At 73.0% G+C, this 18,486-nt stretch carries 19 protein-coding genes, 1 tRNA gene and 1 riboswitch; of the genes, 15 read left to right on the top strand and 5 right to left on the bottom strand.

Going from position 1 to position 18,486, the window contains the following annotated elements:
* Positions 1-42: 42 nt before the first annotated feature.
* Positions 43-191, bottom strand: a riboswitch (cobalamin riboswitch).
* Positions 192-297: 106 nt separating this feature from the next.
* The 3 genes from OO67_RS02620 to cobJ all read left to right on the top strand — a co-directional run bounded on the left by OO67_RS02620 (position 298) and on the right by cobJ (position 3,901).
* The gene (locus tag OO67_RS02620) at positions 298-1,599 is read left to right on the top strand and encodes a nitrite/sulfite reductase (RefSeq protein WP_033296903.1); all 1,302 of its coding nucleotides are present in this window, start codon (positions 298-300) and stop codon (positions 1,597-1,599) included.
* A gap of 119 nt (positions 1,600-1,718) precedes the next feature.
* Positions 1,719-2,345: a precorrin-8X methylmutase gene (locus OO67_RS02615; protein WP_033296902.1), complete on the top strand. Its 627-nt coding sequence runs from the start codon at positions 1,719-1,721 to the stop codon at positions 2,343-2,345.
* 29 nt (positions 2,346-2,374) lie between these two features.
* Entirely contained in the window at positions 2,375-3,901 is a 1,527-nt protein-coding gene (gene cobJ, locus OO67_RS02610) for a precorrin-3B C(17)-methyltransferase (protein WP_033297023.1), read from the top strand.
* A 197-nt stretch (positions 3,902-4,098) separates the two neighbouring features.
* On the opposite strand, the gene OO67_RS02605 is transcribed toward cobJ, so the two are convergent.
* Positions 4,099-5,691 carry an alpha-1,2-mannosidase gene (locus tag OO67_RS02605; protein ID WP_033296901.1) on the bottom strand — a complete coding sequence of 531 codons (1,593 nt, stop codon included), beginning with the start codon at positions 5,689-5,691 and terminating at the stop codon, positions 4,099-4,101.
* Positions 5,692-5,831: 140 nt separating this feature from the next.
* Here OO67_RS02605 and OO67_RS02600 point away from each other — a divergent pair, with 140 nt between their 5' ends.
* Positions 5,832-6,344 carry a DinB family protein gene (locus OO67_RS02600; RefSeq protein WP_033297022.1) on the top strand — a complete coding sequence of 171 codons (513 nt, stop codon included), beginning with the start codon at positions 5,832-5,834 and terminating at the stop codon, positions 6,342-6,344.
* 132 nt (positions 6,345-6,476) lie between these two features.
* Here the strand turns inward: OO67_RS02600 and OO67_RS02595 are convergent, their stop codons facing one another.
* The gene (locus OO67_RS02595) at positions 6,477-7,244 is read right to left on the bottom strand and encodes a cobalt-precorrin-6A reductase (RefSeq protein WP_033296900.1); all 768 of its coding nucleotides are present in this window, start codon (positions 7,242-7,244) and stop codon (positions 6,477-6,479) included.
* 15 nt (positions 7,245-7,259) lie between these two features.
* On the opposite strand from OO67_RS02595, the gene OO67_RS02590 reads away from it, so the two are divergent.
* On the top strand, positions 7,260-8,378 hold the full coding sequence (locus OO67_RS02590; protein ID WP_033296899.1) for a cobalt-precorrin-5B (C(1))-methyltransferase: 1,119 nt from the start codon (positions 7,260-7,262) through the stop codon (positions 8,376-8,378).
* 35 nt (positions 8,379-8,413) lie between these two features.
* Here OO67_RS02590 and cobM read toward each other — a convergent pair whose 3' ends face one another.
* Together cobM and OO67_RS02580 are read right to left on the bottom strand one after the other, a co-directional pair.
* Positions 8,414-9,163 carry a precorrin-4 C(11)-methyltransferase gene (gene cobM, locus OO67_RS02585; protein ID WP_033296898.1) on the bottom strand — a complete coding sequence of 250 codons (750 nt, stop codon included), beginning with the start codon at positions 9,161-9,163 and terminating at the stop codon, positions 8,414-8,416.
* Positions 9,160-10,431: a bifunctional cobalt-precorrin-7 (C(5))-methyltransferase/cobalt-precorrin-6B (C(15))-methyltransferase gene (locus OO67_RS02580; protein WP_033296897.1), complete on the bottom strand. Its 1,272-nt coding sequence runs from the start codon at positions 10,429-10,431 to the stop codon at positions 9,160-9,162. The genes cobM and OO67_RS02580 overlap by 4 nt, the downstream gene beginning before the upstream one ends.
* A gap of 183 nt (positions 10,432-10,614) precedes the next feature.
* Here OO67_RS02580 and OO67_RS02575 point away from each other — a divergent pair, with 183 nt between their 5' ends.
* From OO67_RS02575 to OO67_RS02550, 6 genes are all read left to right on the top strand, one after another.
* The gene (locus tag OO67_RS02575) at positions 10,615-11,037 is read left to right on the top strand and encodes a YciI family protein (protein ID WP_033296896.1); all 423 of its coding nucleotides are present in this window, start codon (positions 10,615-10,617) and stop codon (positions 11,035-11,037) included.
* 29 nt (positions 11,038-11,066) lie between these two features.
* Positions 11,067-12,323: an RNA polymerase sigma factor gene (locus OO67_RS02570; RefSeq protein WP_033296895.1), complete on the top strand. Its 1,257-nt coding sequence runs from the start codon at positions 11,067-11,069 to the stop codon at positions 12,321-12,323.
* A 64-nt stretch (positions 12,324-12,387) separates the two neighbouring features.
* Positions 12,388-12,999: an HhH-GPD-type base excision DNA repair protein gene (locus OO67_RS02565; RefSeq protein ID WP_033296894.1), complete on the top strand. Its 612-nt coding sequence runs from the start codon at positions 12,388-12,390 to the stop codon at positions 12,997-12,999.
* Positions 13,000-13,093: 94 nt separating this feature from the next.
* On the top strand, positions 13,094-14,641 hold the full coding sequence (locus tag OO67_RS02560) for a M20/M25/M40 family metallo-hydrolase (protein WP_033296893.1): 1,548 nt from the start codon (positions 13,094-13,096) through the stop codon (positions 14,639-14,641).
* Between the two features lie 254 nt (positions 14,642-14,895).
* On the top strand, positions 14,896-15,192 hold the full coding sequence (locus OO67_RS02555; RefSeq protein ID WP_003955420.1) for a type II toxin-antitoxin system VapB family antitoxin: 297 nt from the start codon (positions 14,896-14,898) through the stop codon (positions 15,190-15,192).
* A 141-nt stretch (positions 15,193-15,333) separates the two neighbouring features.
* Positions 15,334-15,930 carry a LytR C-terminal domain-containing protein gene (locus OO67_RS02550; RefSeq protein WP_033297021.1) on the top strand — a complete coding sequence of 199 codons (597 nt, stop codon included), beginning with the start codon at positions 15,334-15,336 and terminating at the stop codon, positions 15,928-15,930.
* 39 nt (positions 15,931-15,969) lie between these two features.
* Here OO67_RS02550 and upp read toward each other — a convergent pair whose 3' ends face one another.
* Positions 15,970-16,605 (bottom strand): uracil phosphoribosyltransferase, encoded by a 636-nt coding sequence (gene upp, locus OO67_RS02545; protein WP_033296892.1) that lies wholly within the window; start codon positions 16,603-16,605, stop codon positions 15,970-15,972.
* Between the two features lie 115 nt (positions 16,606-16,720).
* Between upp and OO67_RS02540 the strand changes: the two genes are divergently transcribed.
* The 4 genes from OO67_RS02540 to OO67_RS02525 all read left to right on the top strand — a co-directional run bounded on the left by OO67_RS02540 (position 16,721) and on the right by OO67_RS02525 (position 18,409).
* Positions 16,721-16,957, top strand: coding sequence for a hypothetical protein (locus OO67_RS02540; protein ID WP_033297020.1), 237 nt, complete (start codon positions 16,721-16,723; stop codon positions 16,955-16,957).
* Positions 16,958-17,162: 205 nt separating this feature from the next.
* Complete coding sequence (locus tag OO67_RS02535; RefSeq protein WP_033296891.1) at positions 17,163-17,735, top strand: tRNA adenosine deaminase-associated protein; 573 nt, start codon at positions 17,163-17,165, stop codon at positions 17,733-17,735.
* An 81-nt stretch (positions 17,736-17,816) separates the two neighbouring features.
* Positions 17,817-18,245, top strand: a complete 429-nt coding sequence (gene tadA, locus OO67_RS02530) for a tRNA adenosine(34) deaminase TadA (protein ID WP_033296890.1) — start codon at positions 17,817-17,819, stop codon at positions 18,243-18,245.
* Positions 18,246-18,324: 79 nt separating this feature from the next.
* Positions 18,325-18,409, top strand: a tRNA-Ser gene (locus OO67_RS02525).
* Positions 18,410-18,486 lie beyond the last annotated feature (77 nt).

Genomic DNA, 18,486 nt, shown 5'->3' with positions numbered 1-18,486 from the left:
TGTCCACGCCCCGGGCGGTGTCGGATTGGGGTCTCGGGCGGAGCCGGGACCTCGGGGATGGGAGTTCCTGACTCGCACGGCCGGATGGCCGGGCTCACAGTGGCGGGACCGCGCCGGAATCTCACCGGGCTTCCTCCCATGTCGCCGTATGGCGATGGCGGACCCAACGGACCGCCGCTAGGCATAGTAGGCGGCGGGTGGGGGGTCCTGACCAGACGGCCCCCGCCCTGACCGGGGCGGTGGCGGGTGTCCCGTAGGTCACAGTGACCGTCGGGGTGTACCACGGTCACGGTCGGTATGCTCGCCGCCATGTCCGCCTCCTCCCTTCCGTCCCGGTCTCCGGGCGATGCGTGTGCCCGGAGCAGCGGTGACGCCTGCCCCGGCGCGCTGCGCCTGCACCGGGCGGACGACGGTGCGCTGGCGCGGATCCGGATACCCGGCGGGGTGCTGACGCCCCGCCAGGCAGAAGCACTCGGGTGTGCCGCCGAACGTTTCGGTGACGGTGAGCTGCATCTCACCTCCCGCGGAAACGTGCAGCTGCGCGGACTCGCCCCGGACTGCGGTGCGGGACTGGCCGGGCTGCTGGACGACGCCGGACTGCTGCCCTCCGAACGCCATGAACGCATACGCAACGTGGTCGCCTCCCCCCTGTCCGGCCTCGACGGCCTCGGGGCTGCCGACGTCCGCCCCTGGCTGACCGGACTGGACCGCCTCCTGTGCGCGAGCGACGGAGCGACGGAGCTTTCCGGCCGTTTCCTGTTCGCGCTCGACGACGGCCGGGGTGACGTGGACGCCCTCGGCGCCGACCTCACCCTGCTGGCCCACGGTGCCGACGGCGCCCTGCTGCGCATCGGGGACGGCGACGCCGTCCTGCGCGTCCCCTCCACCGAGGGGCCCCGCGCCGCGCTGACCGCCGCCGAGGCCTTCCTCGACTCCGCCCGGGACACCGGCGCCTGGCGGGTCAGGGACCTGCCGGAGGGCACGAGGGACGCGCTTCGCGCCGACGTCGCCCGACGGCTGCGGCAGACCGGCATCGCCGCCACCCCGGACCGCCGCCCCCTCCCCCTCGAAGCCCTTTCCCCGGCACCCGGCCCCGTTCCGGGCAGCCACCGCGACACCGCGCTCTCCGTCGGCGTACCGCTGGGGCGGCTGGACCCGGTTCAGTGGCGGCTCCTGTCGGGCGGCGGGGAACTGCGCCTCACCCCGTGGCGCGGGGCCGTCGTCACCGGGATCGGGCCCGGCCGTGCGGGCCTCCTGCTGCGCGGCCTCTCCGAGGCGGGCCTCATCACCGGACCGGGCTCCCCGTGGGCCGGTGTGGGGGCCTGCATCGGGCGGCCCGGGTGCGCGAAGTCGCTCTCGGACGTGCGGGCCGAGGCGGGGGCCGCCGTCGGACCGGCCGGACGGCTCCCTGTGTACTGGTCCGGGTGCGAACGCCGTTGCGGCCATCCGCACGGGGAGTGGATCGACGTGGTCGCCACCGCCGGAGGGCACCGGATCTCCCACGTGCGGGGGGACCGGAGCGCCGGGTCGGTGACGGTCCGGGACGACCCGGACGCGCTCGCCGCAGCCGTGGCGGCGGCCCGGGGCGCGCGCACCTGACCACCCCGTGTCACCGACTCCGCCCCCACTGCCCTACCTGTTCCAACTGCCTGACCACGACTGCCTGACCACGACTGCCTGACCTGTCCGACCTGTCCGATGAAGAAAGCGACAGCACTGTGCACCAGTACGAGAAGGACGGACCGGCGATCTACCGCCAGTCCTTCGCCACCATCCGCGCGGAGGCGGATCTGGCAGGGCTGCCCGCCGACGTGAGCCAGGTCGCCGTCCGTATGATCCACGCCTGCGGCATGGTCGACCTCGTACGCGATCTCGCCTTCTCACCGAACGCGGTGGCCGACGCCCGCGCGGCCCTGCGCTCCGGGGCGCCGATCCTGTGCGACGTCGCCATGGTCGCCAGCGGCGTCACCCGCAAACGGCTGCCCGCGGACAACGAGGTGATCTGCACCCTGTCCGACCCCGCCGTTCCCGGTCTGGCCGCGAAGCTCGGCACCACCCGTAGCGCCGCCGCCCTGGAACTCTGGCGGGAACGCATGGAGGGCGCGGTCGTCGCCGTCGGGAACGCGCCCACCGCGCTCTTCCGGCTGCTGGAGATGATCGAGGAGGGCGCACCGCGCCCCGCCGCCGTCATCGGTGTGCCCGTCGGTTTCATCGGGGCCGCCGAGTCCAAGGAGGCCCTGGCCGCCCACCCGTCGGGTCTGGAGCACCTCGTCGTACGGGGCAGGCGCGGTGGCAGCGCCATCGCCGCCGCCGCCCTCAACGCGATCGCCAGCGAGGAGGAGTGAGCGTGCCCGAGCAGCAGCAGACCGACGGCATCGGAAGCACCGGAAGCACCGGAGGCACCGGAGGCACCGGACGGCTCTACGGTGTCGGGCTCGGGCCGGGCGACCCGGCCCTGATGACCGTGCGGGCCGTGCAGATCATCGGCGAGGCGGACGTCATCGCGTACCACTCCGCCCGGCACGGCCGCTCCATCGCCAGGTCGATCGCGGCACAGTACATCCGCGCCGACCACATCGAGGAAGCGCTGGTCTACCCCGTCACGACGGAGACCACGGACCACCCGGGCGGCTACCGGGGCGCGCTGGACGAGTTCTACGCCGAAGCCGCGGCCCGCCTCGCGGTGCACCTCGACGCCGGGCGCACCGTCGCCGTGCTCGCCGAGGGCGACCCGCTCTTCTACGGCTCCTACCAGCACATGCACAAGCGGCTCGCGGACCGCTACGACACCGAGGTCATCCCCGGTGTCACCTCGGTCAGTGCCGCCGCCGCCCGGCTCGGTACCCCGCTCGTCGAGGGCGAGGAGGTGCTGACGATCCTGCCGGGCACCCTTCCGGAGGAGGAGCTGACCGCGCGTCTGGCGGCCACGGACTCCGCCGTGGTGATGAAGCTGGGGCGGACCTTCCCCGCCGTCCGCCGCGCGTTCGAGGCGTCCGGGCGGCTGCCCGAGGCGCGGTACGTCGAACGCGCCACCATGGCGGGGGAGCGCACCGGCGTCCTGGCGGACACCGACGCCGGCTCCGTGCCGTACTTCGCGGTCGCCGTGCTGCCCAGCCGGATCGACGCGCCCCGGCCGGAGCGGGCCCCCGGTTCCGGCGAGGTCGTCGTGGTCGGTACCGGGCCGGCCGGACCGCTGTGGCTGACGCCCGAGACACGCGGGGCGCTGGCCGCCGCCGACGACGTGGTCGGCTACACGACGTATCTGGACAGGGTCCCGGTGCGGCCGGGCCAGCAGCGCCACGGCTCCGACAACAAGGTCGAGTCGGAGCGCGCCGAATTCGCCCTCGACCTCGCACGCCGGGGGCGCCGGGTGGCCGTGGTGTCCGGGGGCGACCCCGGGGTCTTCGCGATGGCGACGGCCGTACTGGAAGTGGCCTCGCAGGACGCCTACACGGACATCGCGGTGCGGGTGCTGCCCGGGGTGACCGCGGCCAACGCGGCCGCCGCCCGGGCGGGTGCGCCGCTGGGTCACGACTACGCCACCTTCTCGCTCTCGGACCGGCTCAAGCCGTGGGAGGTCATCGCCGGGCGGCTGCGCGCGGCGGCCACGGCCGACCTCGTGATGGCGCTGTACAACCCCGGCTCGCGCAGCCGGACCTGGCAGGTCGGCAAGGCCCGCGACCTGCTGCTGGAACACCGCTCCCCGGACACGCCCGTGGTGCTCGGCCGCGACGTCGGCGGGCCGGCGGAGAGCGTGCGGACGGTGCGGCTGGCCGATCTGGACCCGGCCGAGGTGGACATGAGGACGATCCTCATCGTCGGTTCCTCGCAGACCCGGTGGGTACGACGGGGCGACGGAGAGCAGATCGTCTGGACGCCTCGCCGCTACCCGGAGGACTGACGAGGCCGTCGCGGCGGAGCTCCGTCGCGACGCACGCGGCGGAGCGGCGCACACGGCCGAGAGGCGACGGCGGAGCGGCGCACGCGGAGGAGCGGCGCCACAACAGCCCGAAGCGGCACCACGACACCCCGGCGACGGACGCGCGCCCGCCCCGGACGGCGGCCGTCGCGGCGGCGGCCGCCGTCCGGGGCGGCCGGTCAGCGGTCCCTGACCCAGGCGGCCATCTTGCCCATGGACCGTGCCGCTTCGGCCAGGCTCCGGGCCGCCCGGTCGAGTTCCTCCGCGAGCCGCGCCGCCTGCTCGGCCTCCTCCGCGAGCCGGGCCGCCTCAGCAGCCTTCCCCGCCTCCGCGGCGGAGTCGGCATGCGCGGCGAGGCTCGGCGGCGCGTTGACCGCTGTCCCCCGGTACCCGATGGGGCCCTCGTTGTACCGCTGGTAGTAGCCGCTGAAATCGACCGGCCCGACGCCCGCGAACCGCACGCCGGAGAGCTGTATCTCGTCCGCTCCCCCGTTGCCGATGATGTCGAGCCGATAGCGGGTGAAGGGGCCGGCCGGGGCCCCGGTGATCCGGAACGTCCTGGCCTCGAAGCGCCGGGTGAACGCCTCCCCCGCCCGGGAGTCCAGCCGGGTCCAACGGTCACCGTCCGTCGAGCCGTAGAGCAGCCAGTCCCGGGGGTCCCGCTGCGGGAAGTCGTTGGCCGAGGTCAGCGTGTACGAGGTGAGGGTGACGGGGCGCTCGAGCCGGAACTCCACCCAGGCCCGGGCGTCGCCCGCCAGCCACTTCTCCTGCGAGGAGTCGAGCAGATGTTCCGCGATCTCCCCGGCGGCGACGTACTCGTCGCTCGCGCCGACCACCGACGCGTCCGCGGTGACGTCCGCCGGGGAACTCGCCCCGCCCGGACCGATGCGCAGCCCTGCCACACCGGAATTGCCCCGCTGATCACGCCAGGTCACCCGCTCCACGGGCCCCGATCCGTCGTCCACCAGCAGCCGCAGCTCGCCGGAGCTGTGCCAGCCGCCGCCCCACCCCTCCTCCGTCCCGAACCGGTGCACGTGTGCGTCCTCGGTGCCCTCCGGGAAGGCCCAGCGCCCGGCGATCCTGCCGCGGAACTCCGCGAGTGTGCCGTCGGCTGCCCGGTGGTGCCCGTGGAAGTCGGACATGTTCGACTGGAAGCTGATCGCCGACTCCGCGCCGTCCGCCCCGCGCCACCCCAGCTGCGCGGGCAGCGACTGTTCGCCCCGGTCGACGTGGAACAGCAGCCGGGGGCCGGGCTCCCACGACGAGGTGAAGGGCTCGCAGCGCTCGGTCGTGTAGGCGAAGACCGTGTTGCGGGCCGCGTCCGCCGCCATCGCGCGCTCCGAACGACCGCGCTCGTAGACGGAGTCGAGCGTGACGCGGTAGAGCCAGAGCATGCTGCGCGCGTCGTCCGCCGTGCGTATCTCCAGGGTGTTGGTGCCCGGCCGCAGCGACCTGCCCGGTACCGCGAACACGTTGTCCTGCGGCAGATCTCCGCCTCCGGGCACGGTGAGTCCACGGACGAGCGGGTACTCGTTGACCACCAGGTCGACCGGGGCGTATCCGGGAGAGCCGCCCAGCTTGGACACCAGGGCGGTCACCTTGAGCGTCGCCTCACCGATCTCCTCCTCGGCGTCCACCTCGAATTCCAGCGTGACTCGGGCCCCGGCGCTCATCGCCAGGTGCGAGGAGCCGGCGTGGCACGCCTCGTACGCCGTGCCGCAGTTGGACACACGAGCCGGCGCGACGGAGAAATCGGCGAACGTGGGCTGCATGCACGGCTCCTGAGGTCACGTCACGCCCGATGCGCAACGCCGGTGAGTGGGTCGGTCCCCACGCTAGTGACGCCCACTGACAATCCGGCCGGGCAGGTGGCCCGGGCCCGTTGTCGGACCCCCGTGCCACGATGTCCGTCATGAGCACTCCCGTACGCCACATGCCTCCTCTGGACGCCGATGAGCGGACCTCCCTGGAGAGCTGGCTCGACTTCTACCGCGTCACGCTCGACCGGAAGTGCGAGGGCCTGACGGACGGACGGCTCCGCGAGCCGGCTGCCGCGCCGTCGCCGATCACCCTGCTGGGCCTCCTCCAGCACGCCGCGGAGGTCGAGCGGAACTGGTTCCGCCGGGTTCTCGCCCAGGAGGACATACCGCCGATCTACGATCCTGAGGCCGGTCCGGAGGGCACCGACGGAGGGTTCGACTTGGCCGAGGACGCGACGTACGGGAAGGCGCGGGCCGTCTGGCAGTCGGAGATGGACCGCGCCAGGGAGAACTGCGCGGGCCGCGCCCTGGACGACACCTGCCCCTTCATGGGGGGCCGGGTCACCCTGCGCTGGATCTACACGCACATGATCGGCGAGTACGCCCGCCACTGCGGTCACGCCGACCTCCTCCGCGAGCGCCTGGACGGCCGTACAGGCGTCTGACCGGCCATGCGGCGGGTCCGATGGCGTCTGGACCAGCCACGCGCCGGTCGGACGGCCGTACGGGTCTCCGAACCCGCCACACGCCGGGTGCGACGGCCATACAGGCGTCCGAGCCAGCCACGCGCCACCGGATCACAGGCTCGTGAGGTCCCGCAGCAGCGTGAGGTCCCGCAGCAGGACGAGGGCCTCCTCCGGCGTCCCGGCCACCGGCACCCCCGGGGGGACCGGCGGGCGGGCGACCACCACCACCGGGATCCCGGCCTCGCGGGCGGCGGTGAGCTTCGGTGCGGTCGCCTCACCCCCGCTGTCCTTCGTGACCAGGACGTCGATGCGATGGAGCCGGATCAGCTCCCGCTCGCTCTCCAGGGAGAACGGCCCGCGGTCCAGCAGGACCTCCATCCGCGCCGGATGCGGGGCTTCGGGGGCGTCCACCGAGCGCATCAGGAACCACAGCGACTCCAGCGCGGCGAACGCCGCCAGTCCCATGCGTCCCGTGGTCAGGAAGACGCGCGACCCCAGCTCCGGCAGCAGCTCCGCCGCACCCGCGAGGGAGTCGGTGATGTGCCACCGGTCTCCCTCGGCGGGCACCCAGCCGGGCCGTCGGAGGGCCAGCAGGGGAACATGGACAGCGGCGGCTGCCGAGGCCGCGTTGAAACTGATCGTTCCGGCGAAGGGATGGGTGGCGTCGATGACCGCATCCACGTGGTGTACGCGGAGCCACTCGGCCATGCCCTCGGCCCCGCCGAAGCCGCCGACGCGTATCCCACCGGGCGGCAGCACCGGCCGGGCGACACGGCCCGCGAGTGAGCTGGTCACCCGGACCCCGTCCGTGGCGTCCAGCGACTCCGCGAGCCGGCGGGCCTCCGTCGTGCCGCCGAGGACGAGTACGTGCAAGGGCATCGGATCGGTCCATCCATGAGCAGTGAGGCGCAGGGCGGGCGCACCGCCCAACTCAAGCACACCGGTCTGCGGCCGGGGTGGACGACCGGGGCCTGCGCGACGGCGGCGACCACGGCCGCGTACACCGCCCTGCTGACCGGCGAGTTCCCCGACCCGGTGAGCATCACCCTGCCCAGAGGCCAGACCCCTGCCTTCGCGCTCGCGGTGGAGGAGCTCGCCGACGGGCGGGCCACGGCGGGCGTGGTCAAGGACGCGGGTGACGACCCGGACGTCACCCACGGCGCACTGGTGCGGTCCACCGTACGGCTGCTGCCGGCCGGGTCCGGAGTGGTGTTCAGAGCCGGGCCCGGCGTCGGGACGGTGACGCTTCCCGGCCTGCCGCTCGATGTCGGGGAGCCCGCGATCAACCCCGTCCCCCGTCAGATGATGCGGGACCATGTCGCACGGGTGGCTGCCGAGCACGGCGGCACCGGCGACGTCGAGATCACGGTCTCGGTGGACGACGGCGAGGAGATCGCACGTTTCACGTGGAACATCCGCCTGGGCATCCTGGGCGGCATCTCGATCCTGGGCACCACGGGCATCGTGGTCCCCTACTCCTGCTCGGCCTGGATCGACTCGATCCGCCGCGGGGTGGACGTGGCACTCGCGGCCGGACACCGGCATGTCGCGGGGTGCACGGGCTCGACCTCGGAGAAGACGGTGGTGGCCGAGTACGGGTTGCCGGAGATCGCCCTGCTGGACATGGGCGACTTCGCGGGTGCGGTGCTGAAGTACGTGCGCCGTCACCCGGTGGAACGGCTCACCGTCTGCGGCGGGTTCGCCAAGCTGTCCAAGCTGGCCGCCGGCCACCTGGACCTGCACTCCGGCCGCTCCCAGGTGGACAAGCCGTTCCTGGCACGGCTGGCGCGGCAGGGGGGCGCGAGCGAGGCTCTGGCCGCGGAGATCGAGGTCGCCAACACCGGCCTCGCCGCGCTGCAGCTGTGCACCGCGGCCGGGGTGCCGCTGGGCGACCTGGTCGCGGTGGCTGCCAGGGATCAGGCGCTGTCCGTGCTGCGGGGGGCGCCGGTGGCTGTGGACGTGATCTGCATCGACCGGGCCGGGGCCGTCGTGGGGCGCAGCGGGCTGCGGTGAACGGACGGCGGGGCGGCAGCCGCCCCGCCCGGCCGTCAGCAGGTGTGGCGGTCCCGCTCCGGGGAGTACAGGTGGCTGTCGCGGAACTGCTCCGCGCCCAGAGTCCGGCCGACCATGATCACCGCTGTCCGGATCACTCCCGCAGCCTTCACCTGCCCCGCGATCGAGTCCAGCGTGCCGCGCAGGATGATCTCGTCCGGGCGCGAGGCCATGGCGACCACGGCGGCGGGGCACTCCGCGCCGTAGTGCGGCAGCAGCTCGTCGACCACCCGGTCGACGTATCGCGCCGCGAGGTGCAGGACGATCAGCGCACCGCTGCGGCCCAGCGTGGCCAGGTCCTCGCCCTCGGGCATCGCCGTGGCCCGCTGGGCGATCCGGGTGAGGATCACGGTCTGCCCGACCGTGGGCACCGTCAGCTCCCGCTTGAGCGCCGCCGCGGCCGCGGCGAACGCCGGCACCCCGGGCACCACCTCGTACTCCACGCCCGCCTGGTCGAGCCGTCGCATCTGCTCGTTGACGGCACTGAAGACCGACGGGTCGCCGGAGTGCAGACGGGCCACGTCCTGGCCCGCCTCATGGGCGCGCACCAGCTCGGCGGTGATCTGGTCGATGTCGAGCAGAGCCGTGTCCACGAGCCGGGCGTCCGCCGGACATTCGGCGAGCAGTTCGCGCGGCACCAGGCTGCCCGCGTACAGGCAGACCGGGCTGGCCGCGAGGACACGGGCACCGCGCACGGTGATCAGGTCGGCGGCGCCGGGGCCCGCGCCGATGAAGTACACGGTCATCTGTCGTCTCCTGGAGCGTGCGGGGTTTTCTGTACGGACCACTGGGTGACGGGCATGGCCTGACGCCATCCGGTGAACCCCCCGACGGGCACGGCATGGGCGACCGCGAGGCGGACCAGGTCACCACCGAGCCGCCGGTACCAATCGGCGAGCAGCGCCTCCGACTCCAGCGTGACCGTGTTGGCGACGAGTCGGCCGCCGGGGGGCAGCGCGTCCCAGCAGGCATCGAGCATCCCCGGCGCGGTCAGCCCGCCGCCGATGAACACGGCGTGGGGCACGGGCAGACCGGCCAGGGCGTCCGGTGCGCGGCCGGTGACCACGCGCAGCCCGGGGACGCCGAGCCGGTCGGCGTTACGGGCGATGCGGCCCGCCCGGACCGGGTCGCGTTCCACGGTGACGGCGCGGCAGGACGGGTGGGTCCGCATCCACTCCGCCGCGATCGATCCGGAGCCGCCGCCGATGTCCCACAGGAGCTCGCCTGGGGCGGGCGCGAGTACGCCGAGGGTGGCTGCCCGGACATGGCGCTTGGTGAGCTGGCCGTCGTGCTCGTAGGCCTCGTCGGGGAGCCCGGGTACGGCGCCGAGGCGCAGGGTGCCCGGGGTGCTCCGGCACTCCACCGCGACGACGTTGAGCGGGTCCCCGGCCGGGTGCTCCCAGGTGTCGGCGATGCCGTACAGGCAGTCCTCGGCCGGTGAGCCGAGCTGTTCGAGCACCCGCATCCGGCTGGGCCCGAAGCCGTGCTCCCGCAGCAGGGCGGCCACGGCGGCGGGCGTGGCGGCGCCCGCGGAGAGCACCAGCAGGCGGCGCCCGTCGTGCAGCGCGCCGGCCAGCCGGGCCGCGGGACGGCCGACGAGGGTGACGGTCTCGGTGTCCTCCACCGGCCAGCCGAGCCGGGCGCAGGCGTACGACACCGAGGACGGGTGCGGCAGCACCCTCAGCGCCCCGGCGCCGAGCTCCTCGGTGAGGGCGCGGCCGATGCCGTAGAACATGGGGTCGCCGCTGGCCAGGACGGCGGTCCTGCTCCCCGCGTGTTCGGCCAGCAGGCCGCGCACGGCGGGCCGCAGAGGTGAGGGCCAGGACACCCGCCGGCCCGCGCACTCCGGCGGGAGCAGCCCCAGCTGGCGCTCACCGCCGATCAGGACCTCCGCGTCCAGGAGCACCGCGCGTGCGGTGCCCGGAAGGCCGGCCCAGCCGTCGGCACCGATGCCCACGACGCTCACGGCGGAGACGGGCGCCGGGACGGCGGGCGGTGGTGGTGCGGGGGACACAGCGGTACCTCGGGGTAGGCGGGACAGCGCAGCCGAACTCTACGGGGGCCGCTTCCGGACCCACGCGGCGGAGTGATTTCGGAGGAGGACCCCGCGTGGTGTCGAGAAGCGGTCGCAGGCTCCGACGTCCCCTGTGAGAGTTGCCCACAAGGGGCGGCGTCCGAGAAGCCGAGGAGCGACACCATGAAGTGCCTCGTGATGGTTCAGGGCTCGCAGGCCGACTACGAGGCCATGGCCGGCAAGCCGTCGGCCGGGAGCCCTGCTTGGAGTGAGAAGGACGTGAAGGCGATGTTCGCCTTCATGGAAGGGCTCAACAACGATCTGGCGGAGTCAGGCGAGATGGTCGACGGCCAGGGCCTGACCGAACCCGCCCGGACCCGTGCGGTGCTGCCGGGCGCGGACGGCCGGCCGGTGATCACGGACGGTCCCTACGGGGAGACCAAGGAGCAGCTCGCCGGGTACTGGGTGCTCGACTGCGCGAGCCTGGAGAGGGTCACCGAGATCGCCGCACGCATCCAGGAGTGTCCGCAGCCGGAGGGTGCGCCCGTCTATCCGGTGCTGATCCGTCCGATCGACGACGGCGGGGAACCGGGCTCCCCGGAGTAGGACGCCCGCGCTCCGCCGGGAAGGGCCGTGTGAACGACACGCCGACCGGCATCGAGGACCTGCTGCGCCATCACGCGCCGCAGGTCCTCGGCGCGCTCGTACGCCGCTACGGCCACTTCGACACGGCGGAGGACGCCGTCCAGGAAGCGCTGATCGACGCGTACCGGCAGTGGCCGGTACGCGGGCTGCCCGACAATCCGCGCGGCTGGCTCATCAGGACCGCGTCCAGACGGCTGACGGACCAGCTGCGCAGCGAGTCAGCACGGCAGCGGCGGGAGGAGAAGGCCGCCGCGCTCACGCCCCGCGACGCCTTCACGGCCCCGCCGCCCGGCGAGAGCAGGGCTCCCGCCGCCGACGACACGCTCACCCTGCTCTTCCTCTGCTGCCACCCCGAGCTGTCCCCAGCCGCCCAGATCGCGTTGACCCTGCGCGCCGTCGGCGGTCTGACGACGGCCGAGATCGCCCGCGCCCACCTGGTTCCCGAGGCGACGATGGCGCAGCGGATCAGCCGGGCGAAACGGAAGGTGCGCGGTGTGCCGTTCCGGCAGCCGGGCCCCGCCGACCGCGACGGCCGGCTCGCCGCGGTGCTCCAGGTGCTCTACCTGATCTTCAACGAGGGGTACACCGCGACGTCCGGCAGCGATCTGCACCGCGCCGACCTGGCCCGTGAGGCGATCCGGCTGACCCGTGCCGTGCGCGGGCTGCTGCCCAGGGACGGGCGGGTGACCGGACTGCTGGCCCTGATGCTGCTCACCGAGGCCCGAAGCCCCGCCCGCAGCGGACCGCACGGCGAACTGATCCCGCTCGACGAGCAGGACCGGGGCCTCTGGGACACGGAGGCCATCCGCGAGGGCACCGCACTGGTCGAGGAGGCCCTGTCCGAGGGGCCTGCCGGTGCGTACCAGCTACAGGCGGCTGTCGCGGCGCTCCACGACGAGGCGGGCCGCGCCGAGGACACCGACTGGCCGCAGATCCTCGCCCTGTACGACCTCCTCGTGCACCGCGCCCCCGACCCGATGGCGGAACTGAGCCGGGCGGTGGCACTCGCCATGGTGCGGGGCCCCCGGGCCGGGCTGGCGGCCGTAGCCGCGCTGGAGGAGCGGCTGGCCGGCCACCACCGGCTGGATGCCGTACGGGCCCACCTGCTGGAAAGGGCCGGCGACCACGAGGCTGCTCGTGCGGCATACCGGCGGGCGGCGGCCCTCACCCTCAGCGCACCCGAAGCCCGCTATCTGCGGATGCGGGCTGCCCGGCCGGAGCCGCCGCCAGCCGGGGGCGCCGGGTAGGTATCGCACCGCGGGGCGTCCCACCGAGTCGCCGAACCCGGCCTCTCTCGCGATCATCGAAAGCATGACCAAGAGCGACAACGGCAAGGCCCGCACCGTCCGGATCGCCCAGGAGCCCGACGCGGACGAACTGCTGGGCCGCAGCCCGCTGGCCGCCCTCGTCGGCATGCTGCTCGACCAGCAGGTACCCATGGAATGGGCGTTCACCGGCCCGCTCACCCTCGCCCGGCGCATGGGGTCGGACGATCTGGACGCCGGCGAGATCGCCGCCTACGACCCGGACGCCTTCACCGGACTGTTCACCGAGAAGCCCGCCCTGCACCGCTATCCCGGTTCCATGGCCAAACGGGTGCAGCAGCTCTGCCGGTACCTGGTGACCGAGTACGGCGGACAGGCGGACGCGGTCTGGAAGGACGCCGCCACCGGGTCCGACCTGCTGAAACGGCTCATCGCGCTGCCGGGGTTCGGTACCCAGAAGGCGCAGATCTTCCTGGCCCTGCTGGGCAAGCAGTTCGACGTACGTCCGCCGGGCTGGCGGGAGGCCGCCGGGGCGTACGGCGAGGAGGGCTCGCACCGGTCGGTGGCCGACATCACCGGCCCCGAGTCGCTCGCCGAGGTGCGGGCGTACAAGCAGCAGGCGAAGGCGGCGGCCAGAGCGGCGAGCCGGTCCAGGTAACCGCACCTGCCCGGGAACGCCCTCGGCTGCCCACAGACACCGGCCGGCCCGCCCGGCCCTTCCCCCCACACCCGTTCACCCCGGAAGGACTCCCGTGCACGCAACCCGTCGCAGAGCCGTGGCCGTCGTGGCCGCCACCGCCCTGTCCGCACCGCTTCTCCTCGCCGCGTCCACGGACGGCGGGCACGCGTCGCCGGACCCGGCCGGGGACGCCGCCGAGCTGTCCCGGCACCTGGTCGCGAGGTCGTCCGCCGAGGACGCGTACCGGCATCTGGAGCGCTTCCAGGCCATAGCCGGCGCTGCGGAAGGCCACCGCGCGGCAGGCTCGGCGGGCCATGACGCCTCCGCCGAGTACGTCCACCAGCTGCTCCGCGAGGCCGGTTACCGGGTGGGCTACCAGGCGTTCGACTTCACCTACACCGAGCCCCTCGCCGAGAAGCTCTCGGTGGTCTCCCCCACGCCACGTGACGTCCCGATCAGGGCGATGACGTACACCGCCTCCACCGAGGAGGGCGGGATCACCGCGGACCTCGTCACCGTCCCCGCCGACGAGACCACCGGCTGCGAGGCGTCCGACTACTCCTCGGCCGGCTTCACCGGCAGGATCGCCCTGATCAAGCGGGGCGGCTGCTCCTTCGCGGAGAAGCAGGCGGCGGCCGCGGTGGCGGGCGCGGCAGGCGCGGTGATCTACAACAACACCGAGGGGGCGCTCTCCGGAACCCTGGGCGGAGTCGAGGCGGGCAGGATCCCCACCGGCGGGGTGACCCGGGACGAGGGGGAGAGCCTCGTCGCGGATGTGGCGAAGGGCGAGGTGAAGGTCTCCCTCGAGATCCGCGAGTTCCGGGAGGAGCGCACCACCCGCAACGTCGTCGCCGAGACCCGCGGAGGTGACGACGCGAGGACGGTCATGCTCGGCGCCCACCTCGACTCCGTCACCGACGGCCCCGGCATCAACGACAACGCGTCCGGCTCGGCCGGGCTCCTCGAAGTCGCCCTGGAGCTGGCCGCGTCCGAGCGTGCGCCCGCCAACAAGGTGCGGTTCGCCTGGTGGTCGGCCGAGGAGAGCGGCCTGCTGGGCTCGGAGGCGTACGTCGCGAAGCTCACCGACGCGCAACGCGGGAAGATCGCGCTCTACCTCAACTTCGACATGATCGCCTCGCCGAACGGCGCGCAGTTCGTCTTCGACGGCGACGACTCCGACGGTGTGGGCGCGGGGCCGGGCCCCGAGGGATCCGCCCAACTGGAGCACGACATCAACGCCTTCCTGGACAGCAAGGACAAGCCCCACACCGGCACGGACTTCAGCGGGCGATCCGACTACGGGCCCTTCATCGAGGCCGGCATCCCGGCGGGCGGCACGGACACGGGTGCCGAGGGCCTCAAGACGGCCGCACAGGCCGAGACGTTCGGCGGAACGGCCGGCATCGCGTACGACCCCTGCTACCACGCCGCCTGCGACGGCCTGGACAACATCGGCACGGGGCACTTCGACACCAACATCGACGTGATCGCCCACGCGGTGGGCACCTACGCCCACGACCTGGGCTCACTGGCCCGTCCGGTCCCCGCCGCATCCGCCACCGGGGAGCCCCGCGACGGCGGCGGCCTGCGCAGGGGACACGCGCACGGCGTCACCGAGTAACGCGCCACGAGCACCGCGCTCCGCGGGCGGGCCGGCGACCCGCCCCCGCCGCGGAGCGACACACCGGGGTTTCATCCGGCCGACACCGTGCGGCTGCCGCACCGCCACCAGGCGGTCTCGGGTGAACGCGGACGGGCCCGCCTCTCAGACAGGACGGGCCATGCGGCGATTCACGGCGTTCATCCCGTTTCGGCCGCCACTCCAGTCCTGTTCCCTGGCTGCGCCCGGTGGCCCTTGCCCGGTAGGCTTTCCGTGTGATCTTCAAGCGCATCGGAAATGGGCGGCCATATCCCGACCACGGCCGGGAAAGCACCCGACAGTGGGCGGATGTCGCGCCGCGTCCGGTCCGCCTGGACCAGCTGGTGACCACCAAGGGCCAGCTGGACCTCGAGACCCTGCTCGCCGAGGACTCCACGTTCTACGGCGACCTGTTCGCCCACGTCGTCAAGTGGCAGGGCGACCTCTACCTCGAGGACGGGCTGCACCGCGCCGTACGCGCCGCTCTGCAGCAGCGCCAGGTGCTGCACGCCCGCGTGCTCGAACTGGGCTGAGCGCGCCACTCCCACCCGTGGAGCATTTCGGGCCTTTCGGGTGTTTTTATGCACGTACGGGTGCCATAGGTTGATCGTTTAGTACGCATCTTCACCGGGTCGCACTACGCTGCGCCCATGAGCATGCTGACCCCTCCCGGCTTGGGCGGAAAGTACCGCATCACGGGTAACACCTACCCCCGCATGCGGCGCCCCCGTCATCGCCGCAAGCTGGTACTTTCGGTCGCCGCCGCCGTGGTGGCCCTCGGCCTGGCCGGCTGGGGCACGCTTCAGCTCATCGACGTCTTCACCGGCGGGAACAAACAGGCGAACGCGGCCGACCGCCCGAAGGTGTGCCCCTCCGCGAGCGCCGCGGCGCCCGCGAAGGCGCTCCCGAAGCCGGCCACCATCAAGGTCAACATCTACAACGCGACGCCACGCAGCGGGCTGGCCAAGGCCGCCGCGGACGAACTCAAGAAGCGCGGCTTCGCCATCGGCAAGGTGGACAACGCACCGGCCGCGTACGACAAGAAGGTGCCCGGCACCGGAATGCTGCTCGGCGGTCCGACGGCCATGAACGGCTCCTTCCCCGTGCTCGCCACCCAGCTGCCGGGAGCCGCGCAGAAGACCGACGCCCGCAGGACCGCGGACGTGGACCTGATCATCGGTACGAAGTTCAAGGCGTTCAGCACCCCCGCGGCGGCGGCCTCGGCACTCACCGCCCTCACGAAGCCGGCCCCGGCACCGTCCTCCTGCTGAGGCGGCGGGGGCCGGTCCGGGGAGCCGGGTCCGCGGGGATCAGTCGGCGGTGCCGTACATCCGGTCACCGGCGTCGCCGAGCCCCGGCACGATGTAGCCGTTCTCGTTGAGCCGCTCGTCGACCGAGGCCGTGACGACCGTGACCGGCGTGCCGGCCAGCTCGCGCTCCATCACCTCGACGCCCTCGGGCGCCGCCAGCAGCACGACCGCGGTGACGTCGTCCGCGCCGCGCTTGATCAGCTCCCGGATGGCCGCGACGAGCGTGCCGCCGGTGGCCAGCATCGGGTCCAGGACGTAGACCTGACGGCCGGAGAGGTCCTCGGGCATCCGCGTGGCGTACGTCTCCGCCTGGAGCGTCTCCTCGTTGCGGATCATGCCGAGGAAGCCGACCTCGGCGGTGGGGAGCAGCCGCACCATTCCGTCCAGCATGCCTAGACCGGCGCGCAGGATCGGGACGACCAGGGGGCGCGGATGCGACAGCTTCACGCCGGTCGTGGGCGTCACCGGGGTCTCGATGTCGACCAGCTCGGTCCGCACATCCCTGGTGGCCTCGTACGCGAGGAGGGTGACCAGCTCGTCGGCGAGACGCCGGAAGGTCGGGGAGTCGGTGCGCTTGTCGCGCAGTGTGGTGAGTTTGTGCGCCACCAGCGGGTGGTCGACGACGTGGATCCGCATGCCGTCAACAGTAACCGTGCCCCGGGCGGGGTTCCCGCCAGTCCGCACTGGCATCAAGCACCTGTTCGGGGGGAAGGTGGGGACATACGTACCCAGGCTTGGGGTGGTGTGTCGATTGCCCGATGGGGAGCAGCGGAATCAGCGGCAGGCCGGACGCGACGCGCGCGACCTGCCCGACGCGCGGGAGAGCGTGCCTGACGCCCAGGAGAGTGACGCGGCGCGCCGGAGACGCAGGGCGCAGTTCCTCCGCGAGCTCCACGAGGCGAAGCAACTGCGCGACCGGGTTCAGCCGCGCAGGGCCCGCGCGGCCCGTATGCGCCAACAGATGCGGATGCGTACGTTCCGCTGGTGAGGACGGTTCCGGCGCGGCAGGACCGGCTCCGGAGCACCGTCGGCGGACGCGCACCCGGAACAACTGATGGCCGACGCAACGGTCGAAGAGGTCTCGCATCGCGCTCGTTTCTGCCACGATGCCGATTGGGCGGGGCCCAGAGCAGCCGGATGACCGTCTGCCCTCCCGTCGGACCGATTCACCTATGACCAGTGGGAGAGTCACGGTGTACTTCGCCGCACTGCTCGCGCGCACCGAAGACGGGTGGGAAGCGAGCGACACGGAGCTCGACGATGTGGAAACCCTGTCCGACCTGACGGATCTGGCCCGTGGGGCCTCGGTGGACGAGGACACGGTCCTGGTCTACATCGAGCAGGAGGACGCCTGGTTCGGCGTCATCCGGGTGGACGGTGAGGAGGACCCCCGTATCTACGTCTCGGACGCGTCCGCCGCCGCCCGCTCCTCGTACGGGGAGATCCTGCTCACCGATGAACTGCTCGGCCGCGAACCGGGGGCCGAGGACGAGATCGCCGCACTCGAGGAGCTCGTCGACCTCGACGGTACGGAGGACGGCGAACCGGAAGAACCCCAGTCCGATGCCGGCAGCGTCCCAGCCGCTGTCACCGGACCCGACCTGGATGACGACCCCGACGCCGTACCGGCGGGGCCGCTCGGCGATCTCGGGGTCCTCGCCGACCTCGGGGTGTCCGAGAAGGATCTGCTGACCCTGCGCACCGACGCCCTGGCGGAGATCGCGGACGCGCTGGGAGCGGCCGAGGTACTGGAGGCCGTCCGCTAGGGTCCGCGGGTGAACGCACCATCGCCCACACCCTCCTCACCGCCTCCGGGGGATCCCGTACGGGACCCGTGGCAGGCACCCATGCGCCAAGCCCTGGACGAGGCCGCGCAGGCGGCGTCGGCCGGCGATGTGCCGGTCGGCGCCGTCCTCCTGGGCCCGGACGGCACCCTGCTCGCCCGGGGCCACAACGAGCGCGAGGCGACCCACGACCCGACGGCGCACGCCGAGGTGCTCGCCCTGCGCCGCGCCGCCGCCGCCCTCGGCTCCTGGCGGCTGACCGGCTGCACCCTGGTCGTCACCCTGGAGCCCTGCACGATGTGCGCGGGCGCGCTCGTACAGTCCCGCGTCGGACGGGTGGTCTACGGGGCACGGGACGAGAAGGCCGGCGCCGCCGGTTCGCTCTGGGACGTCGTACGCGACCGGAGGCTCAACCACCGCCCCGAGGTGATCCACGGCGTCCTGGAGGACCTCTGCGCGGACCTGCTGACGGCGTTCTTCCGGGAGCGCTGAGGCCGCCCGGCACGCGCTCCGGGCCGTCACCCGGAATCGGATTTCGAACCAGGGCCCGGCATGGTCTAAGCTCTCTCTCGGTAGCGTGTCCGAGCGGCCGAAGGAGCTCGCCTCGAAAGCGAGTGTGGGGAAACTCACCGAGGGTTCAAATCCCTCCGCTACCGCAGGTAGATGAAGGGACCGACCCGTTTAGGTCGGTCCCTTCACTGCGTTCCGTCTCAGTTTGCGTCTCACTTGCTGC

The organism is Streptomyces atroolivaceus, assembly GCF_000717025.1.
In the GTDB taxonomy this organism is placed as follows: domain Bacteria; phylum Actinomycetota; class Actinomycetes; order Streptomycetales; family Streptomycetaceae; genus Streptomyces; species Streptomyces atroolivaceus.
Note: the sequence above shows the minus strand (reverse complement) of the source record. Positions and strands in the feature narration are given on the sequence as shown.

What these genes read in the sequence shown, in the direction of transcription:
- OO67_RS02590 (WP_033296899.1), top strand. Translation starts at nt 7,260, where the DNA reads ATGAGCAGTGAGGCGCAGGGCGGGCGCACCGCCCAACTCAAGCACACC.
- cobM (WP_033296898.1), bottom strand. Translation starts at nt 9,163, where the DNA reads ATGACCGTGTACTTCATCGGCGCGGGCCCCGGCGCCGCCGACCTGATC.
- OO67_RS02565 (WP_033296894.1), top strand. Translation starts at nt 12,388, where the DNA reads ATGACCAAGAGCGACAACGGCAAGGCCCGCACCGTCCGGATCGCCCAG.
- OO67_RS02600 (WP_033297022.1), top strand. Translation starts at nt 5,832, where the DNA reads ATGAGCACTCCCGTACGCCACATGCCTCCTCTGGACGCCGATGAGCGG.
- tadA (WP_033296890.1), top strand. Translation starts at nt 17,817, where the DNA reads ATGCGCCAAGCCCTGGACGAGGCCGCGCAGGCGGCGTCGGCCGGCGAT.
- upp (WP_033296892.1), bottom strand. Translation starts at nt 16,605, where the DNA reads ATGCGGATCCACGTCGTCGACCACCCGCTGGTGGCGCACAAACTCACC.
- OO67_RS02620 (WP_033296903.1), top strand. Translation starts at nt 298, where the DNA reads ATGCTCGCCGCCATGTCCGCCTCCTCCCTTCCGTCCCGGTCTCCGGGC.
- OO67_RS02605 (WP_033296901.1), bottom strand. Translation starts at nt 5,691, where the DNA reads ATGCAGCCCACGTTCGCCGATTTCTCCGTCGCGCCGGCTCGTGTGTCC.
- OO67_RS02595 (WP_033296900.1), bottom strand. Translation starts at nt 7,244, where the DNA reads ATGCCCTTGCACGTACTCGTCCTCGGCGGCACGACGGAGGCCCGCCGG.
- OO67_RS02575 (WP_033296896.1), top strand. Translation starts at nt 10,615, where the DNA reads ATGAAGTGCCTCGTGATGGTTCAGGGCTCGCAGGCCGACTACGAGGCC.